17 protein-coding genes are annotated in these 17,766 nt (G+C 59.3%); 8 read left to right on the top strand and 9 right to left on the bottom strand.

Annotation, left to right across the window (positions count from 1 at the left end; genetic code table 11):
* Positions 1 to 90: 90 nt before the first annotated feature.
* Complete coding sequence (locus ACNPN0_RS09725; RefSeq protein ID WP_448937797.1) at positions 91 to 513, top strand: VOC family protein; 423 nt, start codon at positions 91 to 93, stop codon at positions 511 to 513.
* A gap of 4 nt (positions 514 to 517) precedes the next feature.
* On the opposite strand, the gene ACNPN0_RS09720 is transcribed toward ACNPN0_RS09725, so the two are convergent.
* From ACNPN0_RS09720 to ACNPN0_RS09710, 3 genes are all read right to left on the bottom strand, one after another.
* Positions 518 to 1,357: an SGNH/GDSL hydrolase family protein gene (locus ACNPN0_RS09720; RefSeq protein ID WP_448937798.1), complete on the bottom strand. Its 840-nt coding sequence runs from the start codon at positions 1,355 to 1,357 to the stop codon at positions 518 to 520.
* Positions 1,358 to 1,461: 104 nt separating this feature from the next.
* Positions 1,462 to 2,574, bottom strand: coding sequence for a 3-isopropylmalate dehydrogenase (locus tag ACNPN0_RS09715; RefSeq protein ID WP_448937799.1), 1,113 nt, complete (start codon positions 2,572 to 2,574; stop codon positions 1,462 to 1,464).
* Entirely contained in the window at positions 2,571 to 3,209 is a 639-nt protein-coding gene (locus ACNPN0_RS09710) for a GntR family transcriptional regulator (RefSeq protein WP_448938906.1), read from the bottom strand. The genes ACNPN0_RS09715 and ACNPN0_RS09710 overlap by 4 nt, the downstream gene beginning before the upstream one ends.
* 228 nt (positions 3,210 to 3,437) lie before the next feature.
* Between ACNPN0_RS09710 and ACNPN0_RS09705 the strand changes: the two genes are divergently transcribed.
* From ACNPN0_RS09705 to ACNPN0_RS09695, 3 genes are read left to right on the top strand one after another with little or no spacing between them, the layout of a single operon-like run.
* Entirely contained in the window at positions 3,438 to 4,886 is a 1,449-nt protein-coding gene (locus tag ACNPN0_RS09705) for an aldehyde dehydrogenase family protein (RefSeq protein ID WP_448938890.1), read from the top strand.
* A 30-nt stretch (positions 4,887 to 4,916) separates the two neighbouring features.
* Positions 4,917 to 5,687 carry an SDR family NAD(P)-dependent oxidoreductase gene (locus tag ACNPN0_RS09700; RefSeq protein ID WP_448937801.1) on the top strand — a complete coding sequence of 257 codons (771 nt, stop codon included), beginning with the start codon at positions 4,917 to 4,919 and terminating at the stop codon, positions 5,685 to 5,687.
* Between the two features lie 50 nt (positions 5,688 to 5,737).
* Entirely contained in the window at positions 5,738 to 6,517 is a 780-nt protein-coding gene (locus ACNPN0_RS09695) for a FadR/GntR family transcriptional regulator (RefSeq protein WP_105656133.1), read from the top strand.
* Positions 6,518 to 6,596: 79 nt separating this feature from the next.
* Here the strand turns inward: ACNPN0_RS09695 and ACNPN0_RS09690 are convergent, their stop codons facing one another.
* The 5 genes from ACNPN0_RS09690 to ACNPN0_RS09670 are packed head-to-tail and all read right to left on the bottom strand — an operon-like array spanning position 6,597 to position 13,154.
* Positions 6,597 to 8,012, bottom strand: coding sequence for an amidase (locus ACNPN0_RS09690; protein WP_133834155.1), 1,416 nt, complete (start codon positions 8,010 to 8,012; stop codon positions 6,597 to 6,599).
* A 28-nt stretch (positions 8,013 to 8,040) separates the two neighbouring features.
* Positions 8,041 to 9,798 carry a dipeptide ABC transporter ATP-binding protein gene (locus ACNPN0_RS09685; RefSeq protein WP_448937802.1) on the bottom strand — a complete coding sequence of 586 codons (1,758 nt, stop codon included), beginning with the start codon at positions 9,796 to 9,798 and terminating at the stop codon, positions 8,041 to 8,043.
* Between the two features lie 3 nt (positions 9,799 to 9,801).
* Positions 9,802 to 10,653 (bottom strand): ABC transporter permease, encoded by an 852-nt coding sequence (locus tag ACNPN0_RS09680; RefSeq protein ID WP_105656130.1) that lies wholly within the window; start codon positions 10,651 to 10,653, stop codon positions 9,802 to 9,804.
* On the bottom strand, positions 10,653 to 11,600 hold the full coding sequence (locus tag ACNPN0_RS09675; protein ID WP_133834157.1) for an ABC transporter permease: 948 nt from the start codon (positions 11,598 to 11,600) through the stop codon (positions 10,653 to 10,655). Before ACNPN0_RS09675 ends, ACNPN0_RS09680 begins: the two co-directional genes overlap by 1 nt.
* Before the next feature lie 33 nt (positions 11,601 to 11,633).
* Positions 11,634 to 13,154 (bottom strand): ABC transporter substrate-binding protein, encoded by a 1,521-nt coding sequence (locus tag ACNPN0_RS09670; protein WP_388023496.1) that lies wholly within the window; start codon positions 13,152 to 13,154, stop codon positions 11,634 to 11,636.
* A 187-nt stretch (positions 13,155 to 13,341) separates the two neighbouring features.
* Between ACNPN0_RS09670 and ACNPN0_RS09665 the strand changes: the two genes are divergently transcribed.
* Positions 13,342 to 14,100 carry a FadR/GntR family transcriptional regulator gene (locus ACNPN0_RS09665; protein ID WP_105656128.1) on the top strand — a complete coding sequence of 253 codons (759 nt, stop codon included), beginning with the start codon at positions 13,342 to 13,344 and terminating at the stop codon, positions 14,098 to 14,100.
* A gap of 60 nt (positions 14,101 to 14,160) precedes the next feature.
* On the opposite strand, the gene ACNPN0_RS09660 is transcribed toward ACNPN0_RS09665, so the two are convergent.
* The gene (locus tag ACNPN0_RS09660) at positions 14,161 to 14,769 is read right to left on the bottom strand and encodes a GNAT family N-acetyltransferase (protein WP_448937803.1); all 609 of its coding nucleotides are present in this window, start codon (positions 14,767 to 14,769) and stop codon (positions 14,161 to 14,163) included.
* Between the two features lie 125 nt (positions 14,770 to 14,894).
* On the opposite strand from ACNPN0_RS09660, the gene ACNPN0_RS09655 reads away from it, so the two are divergent.
* From ACNPN0_RS09655 to ACNPN0_RS09645, 3 genes are read left to right on the top strand one after another with little or no spacing between them, the layout of a single operon-like run.
* A complete protein-coding gene (locus ACNPN0_RS09655; protein ID WP_388023502.1) occupies positions 14,895 to 16,187 on the top strand; it encodes a sensor histidine kinase in 1,293 nt (430 codons plus the stop codon).
* A complete protein-coding gene (locus ACNPN0_RS09650) occupies positions 16,175 to 16,864 on the top strand; it encodes a response regulator transcription factor (RefSeq protein ID WP_332727922.1) in 690 nt (229 codons plus the stop codon). Before ACNPN0_RS09655 ends, ACNPN0_RS09650 begins: the two co-directional genes overlap by 13 nt.
* On the top strand, positions 16,861 to 17,724 hold the full coding sequence (locus tag ACNPN0_RS09645) for a hypothetical protein (protein ID WP_332730855.1): 864 nt from the start codon (positions 16,861 to 16,863) through the stop codon (positions 17,722 to 17,724). Before ACNPN0_RS09650 ends, ACNPN0_RS09645 begins: the two co-directional genes overlap by 4 nt.
* Positions 17,725 to 17,766 lie beyond the last annotated feature (42 nt).

Genomic DNA, 17,766 nt, shown 5'->3' with positions numbered 1-17,766 from the left:
TAATCCCGCATAGCTCTTGCGCTCGGTTCATGCGTCCAGCAAAGTTGTTTTTGCACTGAGGAATTCCCCCGACGCAGAAGCGAGAAACCCATGGGCCAGATGATTTTCGTCAACCTACCGACCGCCGATCTAGCCAGAGCCGACAAATTCTACGAGGCCATGGGCTTCACCAAGAACACGACGTTCTCCGATGAAAATGCCACCTCATGGATCATCGCCGAGAACATTCTCGTAATGGTCCTGCGCCAAGAGTTCTTCGCAAGCTTCCTGGTCAACGGCGATAAGCCGGCACTCGGAAGCGGCATGCGCGAAACCCTCAATGCCCTCTCGGCAGAAACCCGCGAAGGCGTCGACGACTTCGTCGCGCGGGCCGAGGCCGGTGGCGGCAGCGTCTACCGCCCGGCAGATGAGCCATTCCCGGGCATGTACCAGGCAGCCGTCCAGGACCCGGATGGCCACGTCTGGGAAATCGCGTGGATGAGTCCAGAAGCAATGGAAAACCCAGGCAGCTAGGCTGCTAGCCGACCTCGGAATTCCGCAGGTGCCGCAGCTCTTCTGCTTTGCGGCGCTTGCGGAACTGCTTCTTCATCCCCTTGGCCGGATGCATCGGCTCCGGCCAGCGGGGACGCAGCTGGTCCCCCAGGGTAATGCCGCGCATGCGCCGCCCGAACATCGGCAGCACCCACTGCCTCAGCCATTCCACGTCGCGCTGCGTGGCCTGCCAGAATCCGACCCGGTCCACGGCGCCAAAGGGATCGAAAACCAGCTGGTGCGGATACCCGAGGATCTCCAGGATCCTGATGGCCATGTAGCGATGGCCGGCACGATTCATGTGCAGCTTGTCGATATCCCACATGCGCTTATCCCGGTAGGCCTCCCAATTCCAGTAGTCAACGAGCACTACTGAGTCCGGATAGCGTTCAGCGAGCCGGCGCACGTGGTCATTGAAGCGCCAGTTGCGCCGCTTGAACGGGGCGAGCACCGGGTGCACGGGGATATCGAACCCGGTGAACAGCAGGACCTTGGCACCCGTGGAAACAAGGGCTTCGACGGCTTGCGAGTATCGGGCAAGGAATTCCTTCATGTCCTTGCGGAATTCCAGGATGTCGTTGCCGCCGGCATAAAAGGTGATCACCTCCGGCTTGAGTTCCAGGGCTACGGGGATCTGCTCGTCGATAATCGACTGGAGTCGTCGGCTGCGGATTCCCAGGTTCACGTACTGCCACTCGGGATCCGCTTTGGATAGCTGCTTGGCCACGCGATCGGCCCATCCGCGTACCCCGTTGGGCAGCCTGGGTTCCCAGTCCCCCACGCCTTCGGTAAAGGAATCCCCGATCGCCATAAACAGCCGTCCCATGATTGGCTAATCTACAAGGAACAGTTGACTAAGCAATGACGGGAAAACGAACCCCACCACACTTTTAGATGACAACGGTGTGCAGTCGGTCTATTGGCAGAAGCTCATCGTGCCGCAGACACGCTCTTCATCACCGATAGACCCGGAACCATAACGAAATCCTCGGATACAAGCCGAGCAATATCGTCTGCAATGCCAGAGGTGTCCTTCCCCATGTTCGGTCCGGCTAGTTCGGGAAGCTCGCGCACGACGCTGACGGCAGCAGATTCAATGGCCATTGCGGCCCGCTCTTCTCCTAGATGCGCGAGCATCATCGCACTAGACAGGATCGCACCGACAGGATTGGCCCAGCCCTTTCCGGCAATGTCGGGAGCCGAGCCGTGGATGGCTTCGAACATGCTAGGTGAGTTTCCATCCAGATTGAGATTCGCGCTTGCTGCAACGCCCAGGCCGCCCTGGATGACAGCTCCAAGGTCCGTGATGATATCTCCGAAGAGATTATCGGTAACGACTACATCGAATCTTTCCGGGGCAACAGGGAGATGGAAACACATGGCATCGACATGAACGTAGTCGACTTCAACTTCGGGATAGCGCCCAGAAACGTGGTCCACGACTTCCTGCCAAAGTTTCCCAGCTTCGATAAGTATGTTCTTCTTATGGCACAAGGTAAGTTTCTTACGCCGGCTCATAGCCAACTTGAAGGAATACTCCACTACTCGCGAGATCCCCTGCCGGGTGTTCACCGATTCCTGGAGCGCCACAGTGTGAGGCGTATTTGCGTGGACTGTCGAACCTTGGCCAATGTAGGCACCTTCGGTATTCTCACGGACGATCACCAGATCGCAACGTTCCGGTGTCAGCCCGGCAATGGGGGTGGCGACGCCCGGGTAGAGCTTGACCGGGCGCAGGTTCACCGCCTGCTCGAATTCCTGGCGCATCGCAAGGATAAATCCGCGCTCAAGTATGCCTGGCTGCACTGCTGGATCCCCCATCGCGCCGAAGAGTATGGCATCATGGCCCCGCAGCTTTCGATTCAACTGCGGGTTCCATAGCTCGCCGGTCTGCAGATAATGCTTAGCACCTGCGTCATAAGTAGTCAGATCCAGCGCGAAGCCGAATTTCTTCTCAGCTGCAGCCAAAACGTCAAGTGTTCCGCCCATGACTTCCGGGCCGATCCCGTCTCCGGGGATGACGGCAACGCTGTAGGTTTTCATTGGATAGGCCTTTCACTAGCGGCTAGGTGGTTTTGAAGTTCGTTGAAGTATTCGCGTACTCGGCGTTGTGCAGCCTTACCGTCTGATTCGGCTACACACTCCAGGATGCCTACCTGGAGGTTCCGCAGTTTTCCGGTATTCGTCGGGAACCACGCGGTAGCTGGCAAATGCACTTCCTCGGTTATCCGCACAAGGGTCGAGAATCCTTGAAGATAGCGATTGCCCGATGATCCCAGCAGCAATAGGTGCACCTTGGAAGCATTATGTGGCGTGGCGGTTCCCGGGTTGCGCAACGCTTGAAGCAGGTCGGCGAGCAAGGGCCTCGATATCTTATCGACTGCCATGCCGCAGGCTGCCGATTCCAATAGTTCGCGGAATTTCAGTGCTTCACGCAGATTCGTTATGTCCATCTTCGTAACCGTGGCTCGCCCGTAGGAATCGAGCTGAACCACGCCTTCATGCTCTAGCAAGGCAAAGGCTTCACGCAAGGGTGTCCGACTGACGCCAAGCTCTTCGGAGAGCCGCTGCTGCGCCAAGACTTGTCCTGGCGCATACCGTCCCAAGAAGACTCGCTCACTGATGACGCCAGCAGTTTCCCGAGCCAGCGAAACGTTGCTCCTCCAGTCAAAAGCCACCGCCACCGCCTGTACTCGCACATCCGAATTTCTCGGTATCCCGAAGTGGAATAGTGAGCATTACTGTTCCCGGAATTTCGCTTAATGTCAATGAATTCAACGTTTTAGAAGTGTGAAAGGGTCATTTTCCTCAAACCCGTTGACTGCGAGCTAGATCACTGATTAGCTTTGGTCATCTACTGGTCAGACCAGTAGGACTTCCATGGCGCCAATTCGAAAGTAGGAACGATGACTTCTCACTCAGATGCTTACCCTGCGGGATTGCCCATCGGCGATCGGTGGGTGCACTGCGCGGAAACAGTCCCCGTTATTTTCCCTTTCGATGGTTCAGTAGTTGCGCACGCGCCTGTAGGCTCTGCAGCACTAGCCAGCCAGGCGTTGGACGCCGCCCAAGGCGTCGCCAAGGAAGTCGAGAGGCTGAGCACCGGCACCAAGCGGTCAATCCTCTTGGCGGTCCATCACAAGATTTCCGAGCACCGCGAAGAGCTTGAGAATCTCCTGGTCCTCGAAACTGGCAAACCCCTGGTGGACTGCCGGGTAGAAGTTGCGCGCACCCTGACCACATGGGCCGCGGCAGCCGAAGAAGTCGCGAACCTGCGCGGCGAAACAGTACCCCTGGATCTGCAGGCCAGCGGCGATGGCATGATCGGGTACTGGACCCGTAAACCGGCTGGAATCGTGATCGGCATCGCCGGTTTCAATTACCCTTTGCTCTTGGCCAGCCATAAGCTTGCGCCAGCGCTGGCGGCTGGGTGCCCGATCATCATCAAGCCAGCACCGAATACTCCTCTGTCCACGTTGTGGGCCGTGCACTTGATCCGCGAGGCTCTCGCCGCCCATCAGGTCAGCACCGCAGCGGTGCAGCTGGTCACTGGCGGCATTGACGTTGGCGAGACATTGGTCGCAGACCCGCGCTCAGCGGTGGTTTCCTTCACCGGGTCCGCGGCCGTCGGCCCCCAGATCGCCAGGAATGCGGCACCACGCAAGACAGTGCTGGAGCTGGGGTCTAACACCGGTTTCATTGTCGCCGAGGACGCCGACATCCATGCAGCGGTCGATGCCGTGCTACGCGGGGGGTTCTATGCCAACGGGCAAGCCTGCATCTCTGTTCAGCGCGTTCTGCTCGATGAGAAAATCGCTGGCGACTTCCAGCGGGAGCTGCTGGCGCGCATCGGCGAAATAGCGGTTGGCGACCCCCGCTCGGAACAGACCCGGGTGGCTCCGCTGATCAATAAGGCATCCACCGGACGCGTGCTGTCATGGATCGAGAAGGCAAAAGAACGCGGAGCACAGGTGCTGACCGGCGGAGGCTTGCTAGGAGAATCCATCCAGCCCACGATTCTGAGCGGCGTCCCGTCCGATGCAGAACTATGGTGCGAGGAAATATTCGGTCCTGTCATCTGCTTGCGCACGGTGCCTGACCTCGATGCAGCTTTTGAGCTGGTGAACGATTCACGGTACGGACTGCAGGCAGCCATTTACAGCAAGTCGCTGAAGACGGCCTTCCGCGCCATCGATGAACTGGAAGTTGGCGGTGTCGTAGTGAATGAAATCCCGGGATTCCGGTCAGACATCATGCCCTATGGAGGAGTCAAGGACTCCGGGATCGGCCGTGAAGGCCCCCGCTTCGCAATGGAAGAATTCACTGTCACCCGGATGGCCATCATCCGCCCCTAGCCCGAGGCAACATAAACGAAGGACAACACAATGGATTACACGCAGCTCTTCCAATTTGCCGGCCAGCGCGTCATGGTCATCGGTGCAGGCAGCGGCATTGGCCGTGAAGCGGCTCTGGCCCTCGACGCCCACGGCGCCCACGTGATTTGCGCCGACCGCGATGCCGAAACCGCGCAGGAGACCGCCGACATGCTCAGCAGCGGTTCCACGGTTATCGAGCTCGACGTTCTGGATATTCAATCTGTTCAGGCCGCTTCCAATGAATTCAATGACATCGCTGCTCTGGTGTTCACCGCTGCCACGAATGTCCGAAAGCGCATCGTCGACTACACGATGGAAGAATTCGACCGCGTGGTGAACTTGAACCTGAGGGCTTCATTCGGACTGATCCAGGCCTTCGCCCCTCGGCTGGCAGCCAATGGCGGCGGATCCATCATTGGCATCTCGTCCATTCGCGCATCAGTTGTCGAGCCCGGGCAAAGTGTCTATGCGGCCACCAAGGCGGCACTGGTCCAACTGGTCCGTACCGCGGCCGCCGAATTCGGCCCGCAGGGTGTCAGGGTCAATGTTGTTGCCCCAGGGGTTGTTGAAACCCCTCTGACCGCACAGATCAAGGCCAACCCCGGCTGGTACAACGCCTACGCCCAGAAGAGCGCCTTGGGCCGCTGGGCCAGGCCAGAGGAAATGGCTGGAGCCATTGTCTATCTTGCATCGCCGGCATCGAGCTTCGTGACTGGTTCGGTGCTCACCGTCGATGGCGGTTGGACCGCCATCGATGGTCGTTTCACCCCACCGAACTAGGCGGTGCTGCCAAGGATTCTTCAGACAGACCACCACGAAAGCGACTTAAGATGTCACAGACACCAGAGGTGCCAGCTGCAACTAAGACGCGCGCATTTGAAGCCATCGTCAGTTCCATTGAAAGCCAGGTACTTAGCGGCGAACTGAAAATCGGGGATCATCTGCCCGGAGAGCGCGAACTTGTAACCCAGTTTGAGGTGAGTCGTTCATCGGTGCGTGAAGCGATGCGGGTCTTGGAAAGCAACGGGATAGTTGCCTCTAGGCCGGGTGATCCGCGCGGAGCGGTTGTCCTCTCTCCCACGTCAGCGCCTTTGCGCAAAATGATAAGCCGTTTGGCCACGACCTCTTCGTCGAGCCTCGCGGATCTGCTCATTTATCGCATGACCATGGAATCTTCGGCCAATTCGCTGGCCGCAACGCGACGTTCCGATGCGGACTTATTGAAGCTCGAGAAGGCGATGGCGCGGATGCGGGCGGCGCGTTCGCAGAGCCAAAGCGCTTTCAGCCAGGCAGACCTCGATTTCCATGACGTGATCGCGCAGGCCAGCGGCCATGCACTGCTGCAGATTACCGGCGAAGCAGTCCGCCAGTCCATCGAGCAGCTCATCACGTCCAGCATTGAACAAAGTTCCGATGACGAGGCTTTGATGCAACGCACCCTCGACCATCATCACGAGGTCTTCATGGCCATCCAGAAGCAAGATGCGCATCTGGCTGAGCATCTTGCCCGCAGCAGCCTGTTCGAATACTACGGTCATCTGGTACCTGCCGATGACCGGACAGCTCTTGCCGCGCTGGCGTCCTTCGGACAGGCCACGCAAACCAGCTGATTTCCCGATACTGCAGATCAGAACAACAAGCAGGGCACAGCAACTGCGGTGGTTGCTGTGCCCTGCTTGTACGGGATTTTCAGTCCAAGTTCGACCACTGCGGTTTGGCGCTATCTGGCCGAGCTGCCTCATACCAGCTGGCTGCGCGAAGCACATCGTCATCGGTTCCAACTGCTCCGGCCAGCTGCACGCCAATGGGCTTGCCCTCGGACGTGAAACCGCAATTGACGGTAGCCGCTGGCTGACCGGACATGTTGTACGGGACGGTGAAGGCAATATGGCCCATGGTGGCGTCAGGATCCACCACTGGCATCGGTTGTTCCGCAGGGAAAGCAGCCATCGGGGAGACCGGAGAGATGATGAGGTCATACCCGGCGGTAGCCGCGATGGTCGCCTTCTGCATCTGGTCGATCGCACCGAAATTCCTGATCGTGTCGGCGCCATCGAACTTGGCTCCGCCTTCGCACCAGCGCACGATGTAATCCAGGACCTTCGCCTGCTCGCTTTCGCTCAGTTCACGGAAATCGGCCCAGGACCGGGTACGCCAAAAGCGGTCAAGCTGGTCAAGCATGCCTTGGTCAATGAAGGGCGGCAACTCTTCGACCCTGGCACCGTCCTGCGCAAAAGTTTCCGCTACCGACTGCACCGCCGATCGGATTTCGGGGTCGACAGCGGCCCCAGCGTTCGCTTCAAGCTGCAACCCGATTCTCATCCCGCGGACGCTGCCAAGCTTTGACTGCCATTGCATGGCCGGATAGGCCCGTGCCGAATAGTCACGGATATCTGGTTGTCCGAGCACTGACATGAAAAGGGCAATGTCATCCACGGTACGTCCCATGGGACCGGCCGCCCGGCCAATGTACGGGACGTCCAGGGGAATCAATCCTGCACTGGGTTTCAGTGTTGCCAACCCCTGCCAGCCGCCGGGCAGGCGAATGGATCCACCGATGTCGGTGCCAACATGCAGCGGCCCATATCCAGCAGCAGCGGCAGATCCCGCACCCGCACTGGAGCCACCGGTGGTCCATCCAGGGTTCCAAGCGCTACGCGATATTCCGTGAAGGCTGGAAACACCCGAAGAGAGCATGCCCCAGTCCGGCATCGTAGTCGAGCCAACCAGGATGCCGCCGGCTTCAAGAATCCGATCGGTGATCGGCGCGTTCTGCGTGGGCACCTTGGGGTTGGATAGGGCCGTTCCCGAAGGCATCGGGATGCCCTTGCGTGCTATGTTCTCCTTGACCGTTGCCGGCACCCCGTCTAGTGGACCGAGCGCTGTTCCGCTGGCCCAGCGTTGCTCGCTTTCGCGTGCCTGGCTCAGCACGTCTTCCGGATCGAACTGGTACATCGCGTTGAGTACCGGTTCACGTTCCTGAACCCGTTTGATGACCGACTCTGCTACATCCACCGGCGAGATGTCCTTCGCAGCATAGGACGCGTGAAGTTCCTGCGCGGACAGCTGGTGCAGTGCGGTGGTGTGTTCAGAAAGCTGGGACATGATGGCCTCTCAAGGAAAACGAGCATTACTAGCGCAGGGCCAGTTCGTTGCGCAGGGACATGGATGAATTCACCAAAGTCCGCGTATACGCATGCTGCGGACTGTCATAGATCTGTTCGGTGGTTCCGCTTTCGACGATCCGCCCTTCATTCATCACCACGACGTTGTCGCAGATATGCCGCACCACGCCAAGATCGTGCGAGACGAAGACGAGGGTCAGTTGGTAGTCGTCGACCAAGTCCGAAAGCAGGTTCAGTACTTGGGCCCGGACGGAGACGTCCAGAGCGCTGACCGGTTCATCAGCCACCAGCACCCGAGGCTCGCAGATCAGCGCACGAGCAATGGAGATTCGCTGGCGCTGTCCACCGGAGAATTGATGCGGGAAGCGCTCCGCGGCATCGGCCGGCAGTCCCACCGATCCGAGCATTTCTGCGACCATCTTCCGGTGCTTGGCGCTATCCACCTTTTGCCCCGGAACAAGCAAAGGTTCAGCGATAATGTCGCGGACACGCATCCGCGGATCCAGCGATCCCATGGGATCCTGGAAAACGATCTGCAGCTGCTGGCGCAATTGGACCAGATCCCGCTCCTTGGCCCCTGCAACCTCGCTTCCTGCCACACGAACACTGCCTGAGGTGGGTTGGTCCAGACCTGCCAAGATGCGCAAGAGGGTGGATTTTCCGGAACCGGATTCACCGACCACACCGAAACGTTGCCCGGCAGCAACGTCAAAGGAAACGCCCTTCAACGCATGCACCTCCGACCGCTTCCCGAAGAGCGACGAGCGTCCGACAGGATAGATTCGCGTCAGGTCCTTGACACTGATCAAGGAGGGCACTTCGGGAGCAGTGTCCCCCGCGGCTTGGTCGTGTTCCCGGAGATCGCTTATTTCCGCGTTTGCTGCTTCCACGACTGGTTGCGCTTCGGCCAAAGGCGGGATGTAGGAAGCGGCCGAAGCCACGGTGAATAACCTGCCGTCGGCATCTGTGGCATTCAGGTCCGAGGCGGCCAGCAGTCCTCGGGTGTAAGGGTGTTGCGGATTGCTGAATACCTCGCCGGTATCGCCTTCTTCAACCACTTGGCCGTTGTTCATCACCAGCACCCGGTCGCAGACGTTGGCGACCACCGAAAGGTCATGGGTGATGAACAGCAACCCGGTGCCGCGTTCTTGGACCGATTCCAAGATCAGATCCAGAACCTGGCGTTGAACCGTAACGTCCAAAGCCGTGGTCGGTTCATCGCAGAGCAAGAGACCCGGGTTATTCGCCAAGGCCATCGCCAGCATGGCGCGCTGTCGCTGGCCTCCAGAAAGCTGGTGCGGATAAGAGCGGGCGGCCCGTGCCGGATCCGGGAGCTTAACCGATCCGAGCAGTTCCACGGCACGAGCCTGAGCCGCTGATTTTGAAGCGACGGTCTTATGGCTAGTCATAATTTCCGCGACCTGCGGACCGACTTTCATCAGCGGATTCAATGCGGTCAGCGGCTCCTGGAAGACCATGCTCATATCCTTGCCACGGATTTTCTGCAGTTCCCTGTCAGTTGCCTCGACCAGATTCCGTGGGTGACCCGCAAGCTGGATGGAGCCACTGGCGCTGACACCTTCCGGGAGCAACCCCATAAGGGCGGATGTGGTCATGGACTTTCCAGAACCAGATTCGCCAATCAGCCCTACACGATCCCCCGGATTCATGCGCAGATTAAAGTTCGAGACAAGCGTGCGGTGCTTGGTGCTGATTGTCAGGCCCCTGACATCTATCAGAGCGCCGGTAGTTGTTTTCTTATCCATGGATTACCGATCTCCATTCAGTTTCGGATCGAACCGATCACGCAGACCGTCACCAAGCAAGGTGAAGCCCAACACTGCAACGGCAATGGCGGCGCCCGGCCAAACGGCGAGCATCGGGAAGGTCCCCAGGAATTGCTGGGATTCTTGCAGCATGCGGCCCCAGGATGGGACCGGTGGTGGAGTGCCCAAGCCAAGGAAGGACAGCGCTGCTTCGGCAAGTACCGCAATTGCGAACGATACCGAGCACTGCACCACGACCATGCCGATGATATTGGGCAGCACATGGCGCCGGGCGATACGCCAGCTGCTCTGGCTGGATGCCTTGGCAGCCATGATGTATTCGGTGCTCATCACCTGCAGGGTGCCGCTTCGCGCAACACGCGCAAAGCCGGGTATCGAGCCAATGCCGATGGCAAGCATGGCTGTGAATGTGCTGGCTCCAAATACGGCGCCAAACATGATCGCTACCAGCAACGCGGGAAAAGCGAGGAGAATATCAGCGCCACGCATGGTAACTTCCTCGGTGATGCCACCTCGCATGCCAGCCAGAATACCTAGCGGCGTCCCAATGATCAGGGCGATGCCTACCGCAACCAAACCCACCAGCAAGGTAATGCGCGCTCCGTACAGGATTCCCGAAAAGACGTCGCGTCCGTACCTGTCGGTACCCATCAGATGGGTGACGCTGGATCCTTGCAAGCGATCCTGGGGAACTGCTTGTACCGGATCGAAGGGGGTCCAGACAAAGGAGACGAGTGCAGCGAGCACCACGAGAGCTACGAGGATGCTGCCTACCAGCAGCGTCACGGAGAGTTTTCGACGGGTGCTTGAAGCGGTAACTGGTTCTGCAGACATTACGCGCCCTTTCGAATGCGTGGATCCAGGATTGTGTAGAGAACGTCCACGACCAAGTTGATGATCAAGGTAATCGCGACGAGCACCATGACCACCGATTGCACGGTAAGAAGATCGCGGTTGCCCACCGCGTCGAGCAGCATGGACCCAAGGCCTGGGATCACAAACACCCGTTCAATGACCACCGCGCCAATGATCAATGCCGCTAACTGCACGCTGGTAACTGTCAGAACTGGGATGGAGGCGTTGCGCAGACCATGCTTGATCAGCGATTCAAGCTTCCCGAGGCCCTTGGACCGTGCGGTCCGCAAGTAATCCTCGCTCATCACTTCCATCACCGCCGAACGGACATAGCGAGTCAGGATAGCTCCCTGCACGGATGCCAGAGCGAGCACTGGCAGGACGACGCGGGAAATGAAATCTCCGAAGTCCTCGCCGGGCGGTGTCCACCCGTTGGCCGGAAGCCAACCCAGGCCCACGGCAAAGACGACCACCAGCAGAATGCCGGCGAGAAAGTTGGGAATGGCCACGCCTACCTGGCTGATTCCGCTGACAATGATGCCGCTCGGATTGCGGTGCTTGACCGCCGCGTAGGTGCCGAAGGGAATCGCAATCGCCAAGGCGAGGACCATTGCCAGCAGTACCAGGATCAGGCTGACTTGCACCCGGTCGACAATCAGCGGACTGATATCTTGCCGCGTGACGTAGGATGTGCCGAAGTTGCCGGTGGGCAACCCCAGCGCCCAGTCAAAGTACTGGACGATCAGCGGCCGATCGGTCCCGAACTCGGCTCGCGTTTTGGCCAATAGCTCCGGGGTGGCGTTCACACCCAGGGCAATCTGGGCAGGATCTCCGGGAATTGCTCGCATGAAAAGGAACACTGCAACCGTTGCAATCACATAAGTGACAACGAATCTTGCCAAGTTGATCAGTAATCTAATACCCACGTGATTTTCCCTTTGTCGGTGCGGCTATGGAAGCTATTTCCAGCCGATATTGGTCATATCCAATGCTTCGGTCACGGAGTTGGCCGGAATGCCGGTCACCTCTGCCCTGGCTACCACGATGTTCGGGAAGATGAACAGGGTATCTGCAGCTGCATCATCAACGATGGTGCGAACCACCTTTTTCATGCCATCCACGTATCCGGCTTCGTCGGCAGCATCGGCTTTTGCGGCAAGCTCCTCAATGCCTGAATTGTCGTAGCCCAGGTAGTAGTCCGGGTTGTTGAACATTGCCAAAACATCTCGGCTCTCCACTGCCAGGACGACCGACATCTGGTAATCGTGCTTGGTGAAGACCTCGTCGAGCCAGACCGCGGGGAATTCGGAGGACTCGATCTTAGCGTCGATTCCGACATCAGCCAGTTGCGAGACGACTATTTCAGAGACTGCGGTTGCGTAAGGGCGAGTTGGAACCTTGAAAGTGATCTGCAGGTTCTCGGCTCCAGCTTCCTTGAGTAACGCCTTGGCCTTCTCCGGGTCGTACGGGTAGATATCGTTCAGATCCTCGTAGTACGGGTCGGTGGTCGGAACCGGTCCGCCCACCACCGTGCCGTAGCCGTTCCATGCGGTGTCGACTACAGCTTGGCGGTCGATGGCATACATGACGGCTTGGCGCACGCGCTTGTCATCGAACGGAGCTTTTTTGTTATTCATCGACAAGACGATCTCGCCATTGGAGGTGCCGTCAAGGACCTGGTACTTGTCGTTTGATTCGAAACCGGACAGCAGTTCCGGGGACTGCATGTTGTAGACGACATCCACGTCGCCGGATTGAAGTGCATTGGTCGTGGCTACCGCATCGGCGAAGTAGCGCAGTGAGACCTTTTCAACCTGCGGTTTCTCGCCCCAGTAGTCATCGCGTGTCGCGAGTTCGATGGACTGCCCGCGGTTCCACGCATCAATTTCGTATGGCCCAGTCCCAATGGCGGTCGAAGCTAGTTCGTCAACGCCGCTTGGATCGAACATGGCTCCGACCAAGGTGCCCATGTCGAAAAGCCAGGCATTACTCGGCTGCTTCAGGGTAATGGCGACTTCGGAATCACTGAGGACATCGACAGAGTCCACGATTTCCATTTTCGTCTTCAAGCTAGAGACCCAGTCATCGGACTGGACTCGTTCGATACTGAATTTGACGTCATCGGCAGTGAACGCTTCGCCATTGGAAAAGGTTGCGCCTTCGCGAAGCTTGAACGTATAAGTCTTGTTCCCGTTGCTCAGCTCCCACGATTCGGCGAGCAACGGCTGGATCTTTCCTTCTTGGTCGATCTCGACCAATCCTTCATAGACATTGGACATGAGCGCTTGCGGAATAGCAGCGCCTGCAGTCGTGGTGAAGTCCAGATTGACCGGTTCACCAGTTAGAGCGACGGTCACTGAAGTGTTTTCGGCCGAGCCTTCCGACGAAGTCCCGCCTGATCCTGCAGAGCACGCGGTTAGCGCCAGAGAGCCAACCAGCACTGTCGCCGCAAGCCGACTGTAGTTCTTTTTCTCTTTCATGGGATCTCCATCGGTCAACATGTCCATTGAGTGATGTGATCCATACAACACCATATATGCTGATATTTCTACTAAGTTTTCTGGTCTTACCAGTTGTCGAAATATTTGGCTGGGGCGGTGCCGCCCCGGAGAACTGCAATACCTTGTCCGCTAACCGTTTCCACTCGCAGCTAAAGGAAGGCCCCAATTGAGCAAGCTAACTTTCACGCCGGCCGTGCCAACATTGACCTACGAGCGAGTAGTGCAACAAATCGAGGAGGCGATTCTGTCCAAGGAAATTGAACCTGGCCAGCACCTTCCCAGTGAACGCGAGCTCATGGTGCAGTTCTCCGTCAGCCGGCCAACGGTCCGCGAGGCATTGCGAGTATTACAGAGCCAAGGCCTCATTGCGTCGCGTCCCGGCAGCCGCAGCGGTCCAGTTGTCTTGCCGGTTTCCACGGATAATCTGGGCAGATCCTTTGCCAATATGGCGCGCATAGCTACCCTCTCACTCTCGGAATTGGTTCAATTCAGAATCGTTCTGGAGAGTTCCGCCTGCCAGCTAGCGGCCGTAATGCATAGTTCCGAGCAATTATCGGTCATGCGCGATGCAGTTGAACGCATGGAATCTGAGGCGGCTGCGGGCTCCGGATCCTTCAACCGAGCCGACCTCGATTTCCACGCGGCCGTATGGGAAGCCAGCCACAACAGCCTGTTGCGGATCTGTGGCGAGGCGGTATCCGGTGCCATCTTGAGCGTCATGAATGACCAGATGAGCCACGCGGACAACGAGTCCCTAGAAATGAAAAAAGTGGTGGCATTGGACCGAGCTATCTTCGATGCAATTGAAGCCAGAGAGCCAGTCACCGCCGGAAACGCAGCCAAGACGGCCATTTCCACGTATTTCAAACCTCGTCTGGATGATGAAGGGGTGCGCGGCGTTGAAGCGCTGACGGAACCTCGCTAATTCACGCCGGTTCCTTATCCCGGTGCCAAAGCGGAGCAAATGCAACCCAGCGTCACCGGGTCAGAGCAGTTTGCGCATGATCAGCCGGGGCATCCTGCTGGCCTGGGCGTCGCTGATCCCGACGACCTCGAACCCGGCCTGCTCGAACATCTTCCTGGTTCCGACGAAGGCCATGGTCAGGTCCATCCGCCCTGCCGGATCCACTGGGTAGGCTTCGACCGCTGGCGCCCCGACGTCCCGCGCATACTGCACTGCGCCTTGGACCATTTCCCGATTCACGCCCTGGCGGCGGTAGCCGCTGCGCACCACCATGCAGGTGATGCTCCAAGCCTCCAGATCATCCACGGGCCTGATGAGCTTGGACTTTTCCAGCAGTGGGATCCTCGATCGCGGAGCGATGCTGCACCAGCCCACCGGTTCCCCTGCGCGATAAGCGATCACTCCCGGGGCAATCGGCTCGGTGCTCAGTGAGCGCATGGCGGCGAACCGGTCCCCTGCGCCTCGTTCCCTGATCTCGACGGCACCGATCCGGTGCGACAAGCACCAGCAATGCTTCTGCCTCCGGCTCGGATTCACTACCGTCGCGAAGTCGTCCATGCGTTCTTCGGCCAGCGGCCTGATCTCGATGGGCGCTGTTCCTGCCGCCTGCGGATCCTGGTTCGTGTCCATCTGTCCATCCTGCGCTCCGAAAAGCCCAAAGGGCACCCTGGGAGGCAAATTCTTCGGGTTTTCCATAATGAAGAACTCCGGTTCCCTCGGTGTTGGCGCTGACCTGCGCGCTCTAGTGTTGAGGTATGACTTCGACACCTAAGGTTCTACCGGGCACCGCACCTGCCCGTCCCCCGCTGAGATTGGGCATGACGCTGCTGCATATGGCATTGTTCGGGTCTGCCGGCCTGATCCTGTTTTCGCTGCTGCTGGCCTGGCTCTCGGTAGGCGTCGCGCTGACCCCGATCCTCGGTTTGGGCCTGGTCGTCTTGGCCGGAATGGTCTATGCGCTCTTCGGCCTGGCCCGCTTCGAGCTGACTCGAATCAGCAACCTCTACGACATGGACGTCGCTCCGCTGACCTGGCGGCCACGCCGCCGTGAAGGCTTTGGCGAATACGTCCGTTCGCTCGGACGCAATGTGTCCAACGGACGCATGTGGGCGCTGCTGGGAAGCTTGCTCTTCTCCTGCCTGGCCGGCTCGCTGATGCTCACTGCCCTGCAAATGGCCGTGCGTTCGTCCATCGTTGCCTTCGCCCCGGTCTTGCAGGCAGATAGTGCCGACCCGCTGGGAACCGTTCCCGGGCTGTGGGGCTTCCAGACTCCGGTAAGCCAGGCACCTTGGCTGGTGCTGGCGGCGCTGCTGGGAATAGCAGTGGTTATCGGCTTGGTTTTCTTGCACCGGATGGTCACCGTGGGAATCGTCGGTTCTATTGCCCGCGAGAGTGCACTGGTCGAACGCGTGCGCACCACCGCGGTGCAGCGTGAAGGAGCGGTGCGCGCCGCAGAGGTGGAGCGCACCCGCATCGAACGCGACCTGCACGATGGGGTCCAGCCCCGGCTGGTCTCCGTGGCCATGACCTTGGGGCTTGCGCACCAGCAGATCGACAGCGATCCGCGCCAGGCCAAGGAACTGGTGGCCGAGGCCCATGCTTCAACCAAGTCCGCGATTACCGAACTGCGCCAGCTCACCCGCGGAATCTACGCGTCGGTACTCGATGACCGCGGACTGGATGCGGCGCTCTCGGCTATCGCAGGCCGCTCGCATATCCCGGTGGGCCTGGATATCCAGCTCAATGGGCGCTATCCGCGCGTGGCCGAAGCGGCGGTGTACTTCGCCATTGCCGAGGCGCTGACCAATGCTGCCAAGCATTCGCGGGCCCAGCGCTGCCAGATCACCGTGAGGGTCCGGGAGCATGAGGGCCAGCAAAGCCTGTGGGCCCGCATCGAGGACAACGGCACCGGCGGGGCGCTCATCACCCCCGGCGGCGGCCTGGATGGAATCAATAATCGGGTGCTCGCCGCCGGCGGCACCTTCAACCTGGACAGCCCCCAGGGCGGGCCAACTGCAGTGGAGGTGAACGTGCCATGCGCGTACTGATTTGCGAGGATTCGGTCCTTCTGCGTGAAGGGCTGGTCAGGTTGCTGGCCCACAGCGGCCACCATGTTGTCGCGGATTTGCCCGAAACCAGCGGGCTGATGGATTTCCTGGACAACTCGTCCGCCGATGATTTCCCGCAGATCTGCATCCTGGATGTCCGCCTCCCGCCGACCTACACGGATGAAGGCATCCGTGCGGCGCTGGAACTGCGCAAGAAGTATCCAGACCTGCCGGTGCTGGTGCTCTCCCAGTACGTCGAGGAGCGCTACGCCTCGGAACTGATTTCCACCCAGTCCGGAGCGATCGGCTACCTGCTCAAGGACCGCGTTGCAGATGTCAGCGAGTTCATTGCCTCGCTGGAGCAGATTGCAGGTGGTGGAACCGTCTTGGACCAGGAAGTGGTGGCACAGCTGTTGACTCGACGCAATCACGATGACCGCATGCAGAAGCTGACCGACCGGGAACGCACAGTCCTGGCCGCACTGGCCGAAGGAAAATCCAACCAGGCGATCGCCGCGCTGCTCTTCCTCTCGGAGGCCAGCGTAGAAAAGTACATCACTTCCATCTTCCAGAAACTCGGCTTGGAAGCCGACGGAACGGGCAACCGGCGCGTGCTGGCAGCCCTGGCTCATATTGAAACCCTGGGCACCAACCGCACAGACAGGACAGGATCATGACTACCACGCAAACCATGCCGCTACCGCCAAACCCACCGGCGCCACCCAACAACGGCAAGCCGCTGAATATCATCCTCGCGGTGCTCGGCGGGCTGGTCATTCTCACCTTGGTCATCGCCACGGCACGCAGCGCCTTTGCTTCGGTCTCCCGGGAGCATTCGGTCCACGAAGCAGAGGTCTCCGGGGTGACCGCCTTGGAAGTTTCGGCGAGCTCGGGACGCTTCGATCTGGTCTTTGCGGACACCGACAAGGCAACACTTGAAGTCAAAAGCGCCAAGGCCGCGAGCTGGAAGCTGCATCGGGAGCGCGATCGGCTCATCGTCGAAGCCCCGAATGCCTGGGACAACTTCTGCTTCTTCGGCTGCGGATTCGACGACAACGAGGCAACGCTGGTGCTTCCGCAATCCATGGACAACGGAACGCTGGATGCGGACTTCGAGCTGTCCGCCGGATCCTTCAACGCAGTCGGCGCCTACAAGGACCTGGTGGTTGAAGTCGGTGCCGGGGAGCTGAACCTCACCGGCAGCGCGCACACCGCCGATATCGACTTGGGCGCAGGGGAAGCAACGGTGCGCCTGGACAATGTCCGAAGCGCCCGGTTTGATATCTCGGCCGGCGAACTCATTGGCGAACTCTCGGGCACGGCGCCCAAGAGCATCGAGGGCAGTGTCAGCGCCGGCTCGCTGGAGCTGGAACTGCCCGAGGCCACCTACGACCTGCGGCAGAATACGGCCGCCGGATCCGTCGAGAACCTGCTCGCCACCGATCCGAACTCCCCTAACAAGATCACGATCGATGTCTCCGCAGGCAGTGCCACCTTGCATCCAGCAGGCACCGCCCAGGAATCGGTTGGCCGCTAGACCCGGTTCCCACGAAAAAGGCAAAGCGTCCCATCCCCGATC

This window comes from Glutamicibacter sp. AGC84, from assembly GCF_053543575.1.
This window is presented reverse-complemented; position numbering and strand designations above follow the sequence as displayed.

Excerpts from the sequence above, each read along its gene's own strand:
- ACNPN0_RS09645 (WP_332730855.1), top strand. The coding sequence starts at position 16,861 with ATGACTACCACGCAAACCATGCCGCTACCGCCAAACCCACCGGCGCCA.
- ACNPN0_RS09705 (WP_448938890.1), top strand. The coding sequence starts at position 3,438 with ATGACTTCTCACTCAGATGCTTACCCTGCGGGATTGCCCATCGGCGAT.
- ACNPN0_RS09700 (WP_448937801.1), top strand. The coding sequence starts at position 4,917 with ATGGATTACACGCAGCTCTTCCAATTTGCCGGCCAGCGCGTCATGGTC.
- ACNPN0_RS09725 (WP_448937797.1), top strand. The coding sequence starts at position 91 with ATGGGCCAGATGATTTTCGTCAACCTACCGACCGCCGATCTAGCCAGA.
- ACNPN0_RS09660 (WP_448937803.1), bottom strand. The coding sequence starts at position 14,769 with ATGGACACGAACCAGGATCCGCAGGCGGCAGGAACAGCGCCCATCGAG.
- ACNPN0_RS09715 (WP_448937799.1), bottom strand. The coding sequence starts at position 2,574 with ATGAAAACCTACAGCGTTGCCGTCATCCCCGGAGACGGGATCGGCCCG.
- ACNPN0_RS09685 (WP_448937802.1), bottom strand. The coding sequence starts at position 9,798 with ATGGATAAGAAAACAACTACCGGCGCTCTGATAGATGTCAGGGGCCTG.
- ACNPN0_RS09690 (WP_133834155.1), bottom strand. The coding sequence starts at position 8,012 with ATGTCCCAGCTTTCTGAACACACCACCGCACTGCACCAGCTGTCCGCG.
- ACNPN0_RS09655 (WP_388023502.1), top strand. The coding sequence starts at position 14,895 with ATGACTTCGACACCTAAGGTTCTACCGGGCACCGCACCTGCCCGTCCC.
- ACNPN0_RS09695 (WP_105656133.1), top strand. The coding sequence starts at position 5,738 with ATGTCACAGACACCAGAGGTGCCAGCTGCAACTAAGACGCGCGCATTT.
- ACNPN0_RS09720 (WP_448937798.1), bottom strand. The coding sequence starts at position 1,357 with ATGGGACGGCTGTTTATGGCGATCGGGGATTCCTTTACCGAAGGCGTG.
- ACNPN0_RS09680 (WP_105656130.1), bottom strand. The coding sequence starts at position 10,653 with ATGTCTGCAGAACCAGTTACCGCTTCAAGCACCCGTCGAAAACTCTCC.
- ACNPN0_RS09670 (WP_388023496.1), bottom strand. The coding sequence starts at position 13,154 with ATGAAAGAGAAAAAGAACTACAGTCGGCTTGCGGCGACAGTGCTGGTT.
- ACNPN0_RS09650 (WP_332727922.1), top strand. The coding sequence starts at position 16,175 with ATGCGCGTACTGATTTGCGAGGATTCGGTCCTTCTGCGTGAAGGGCTG.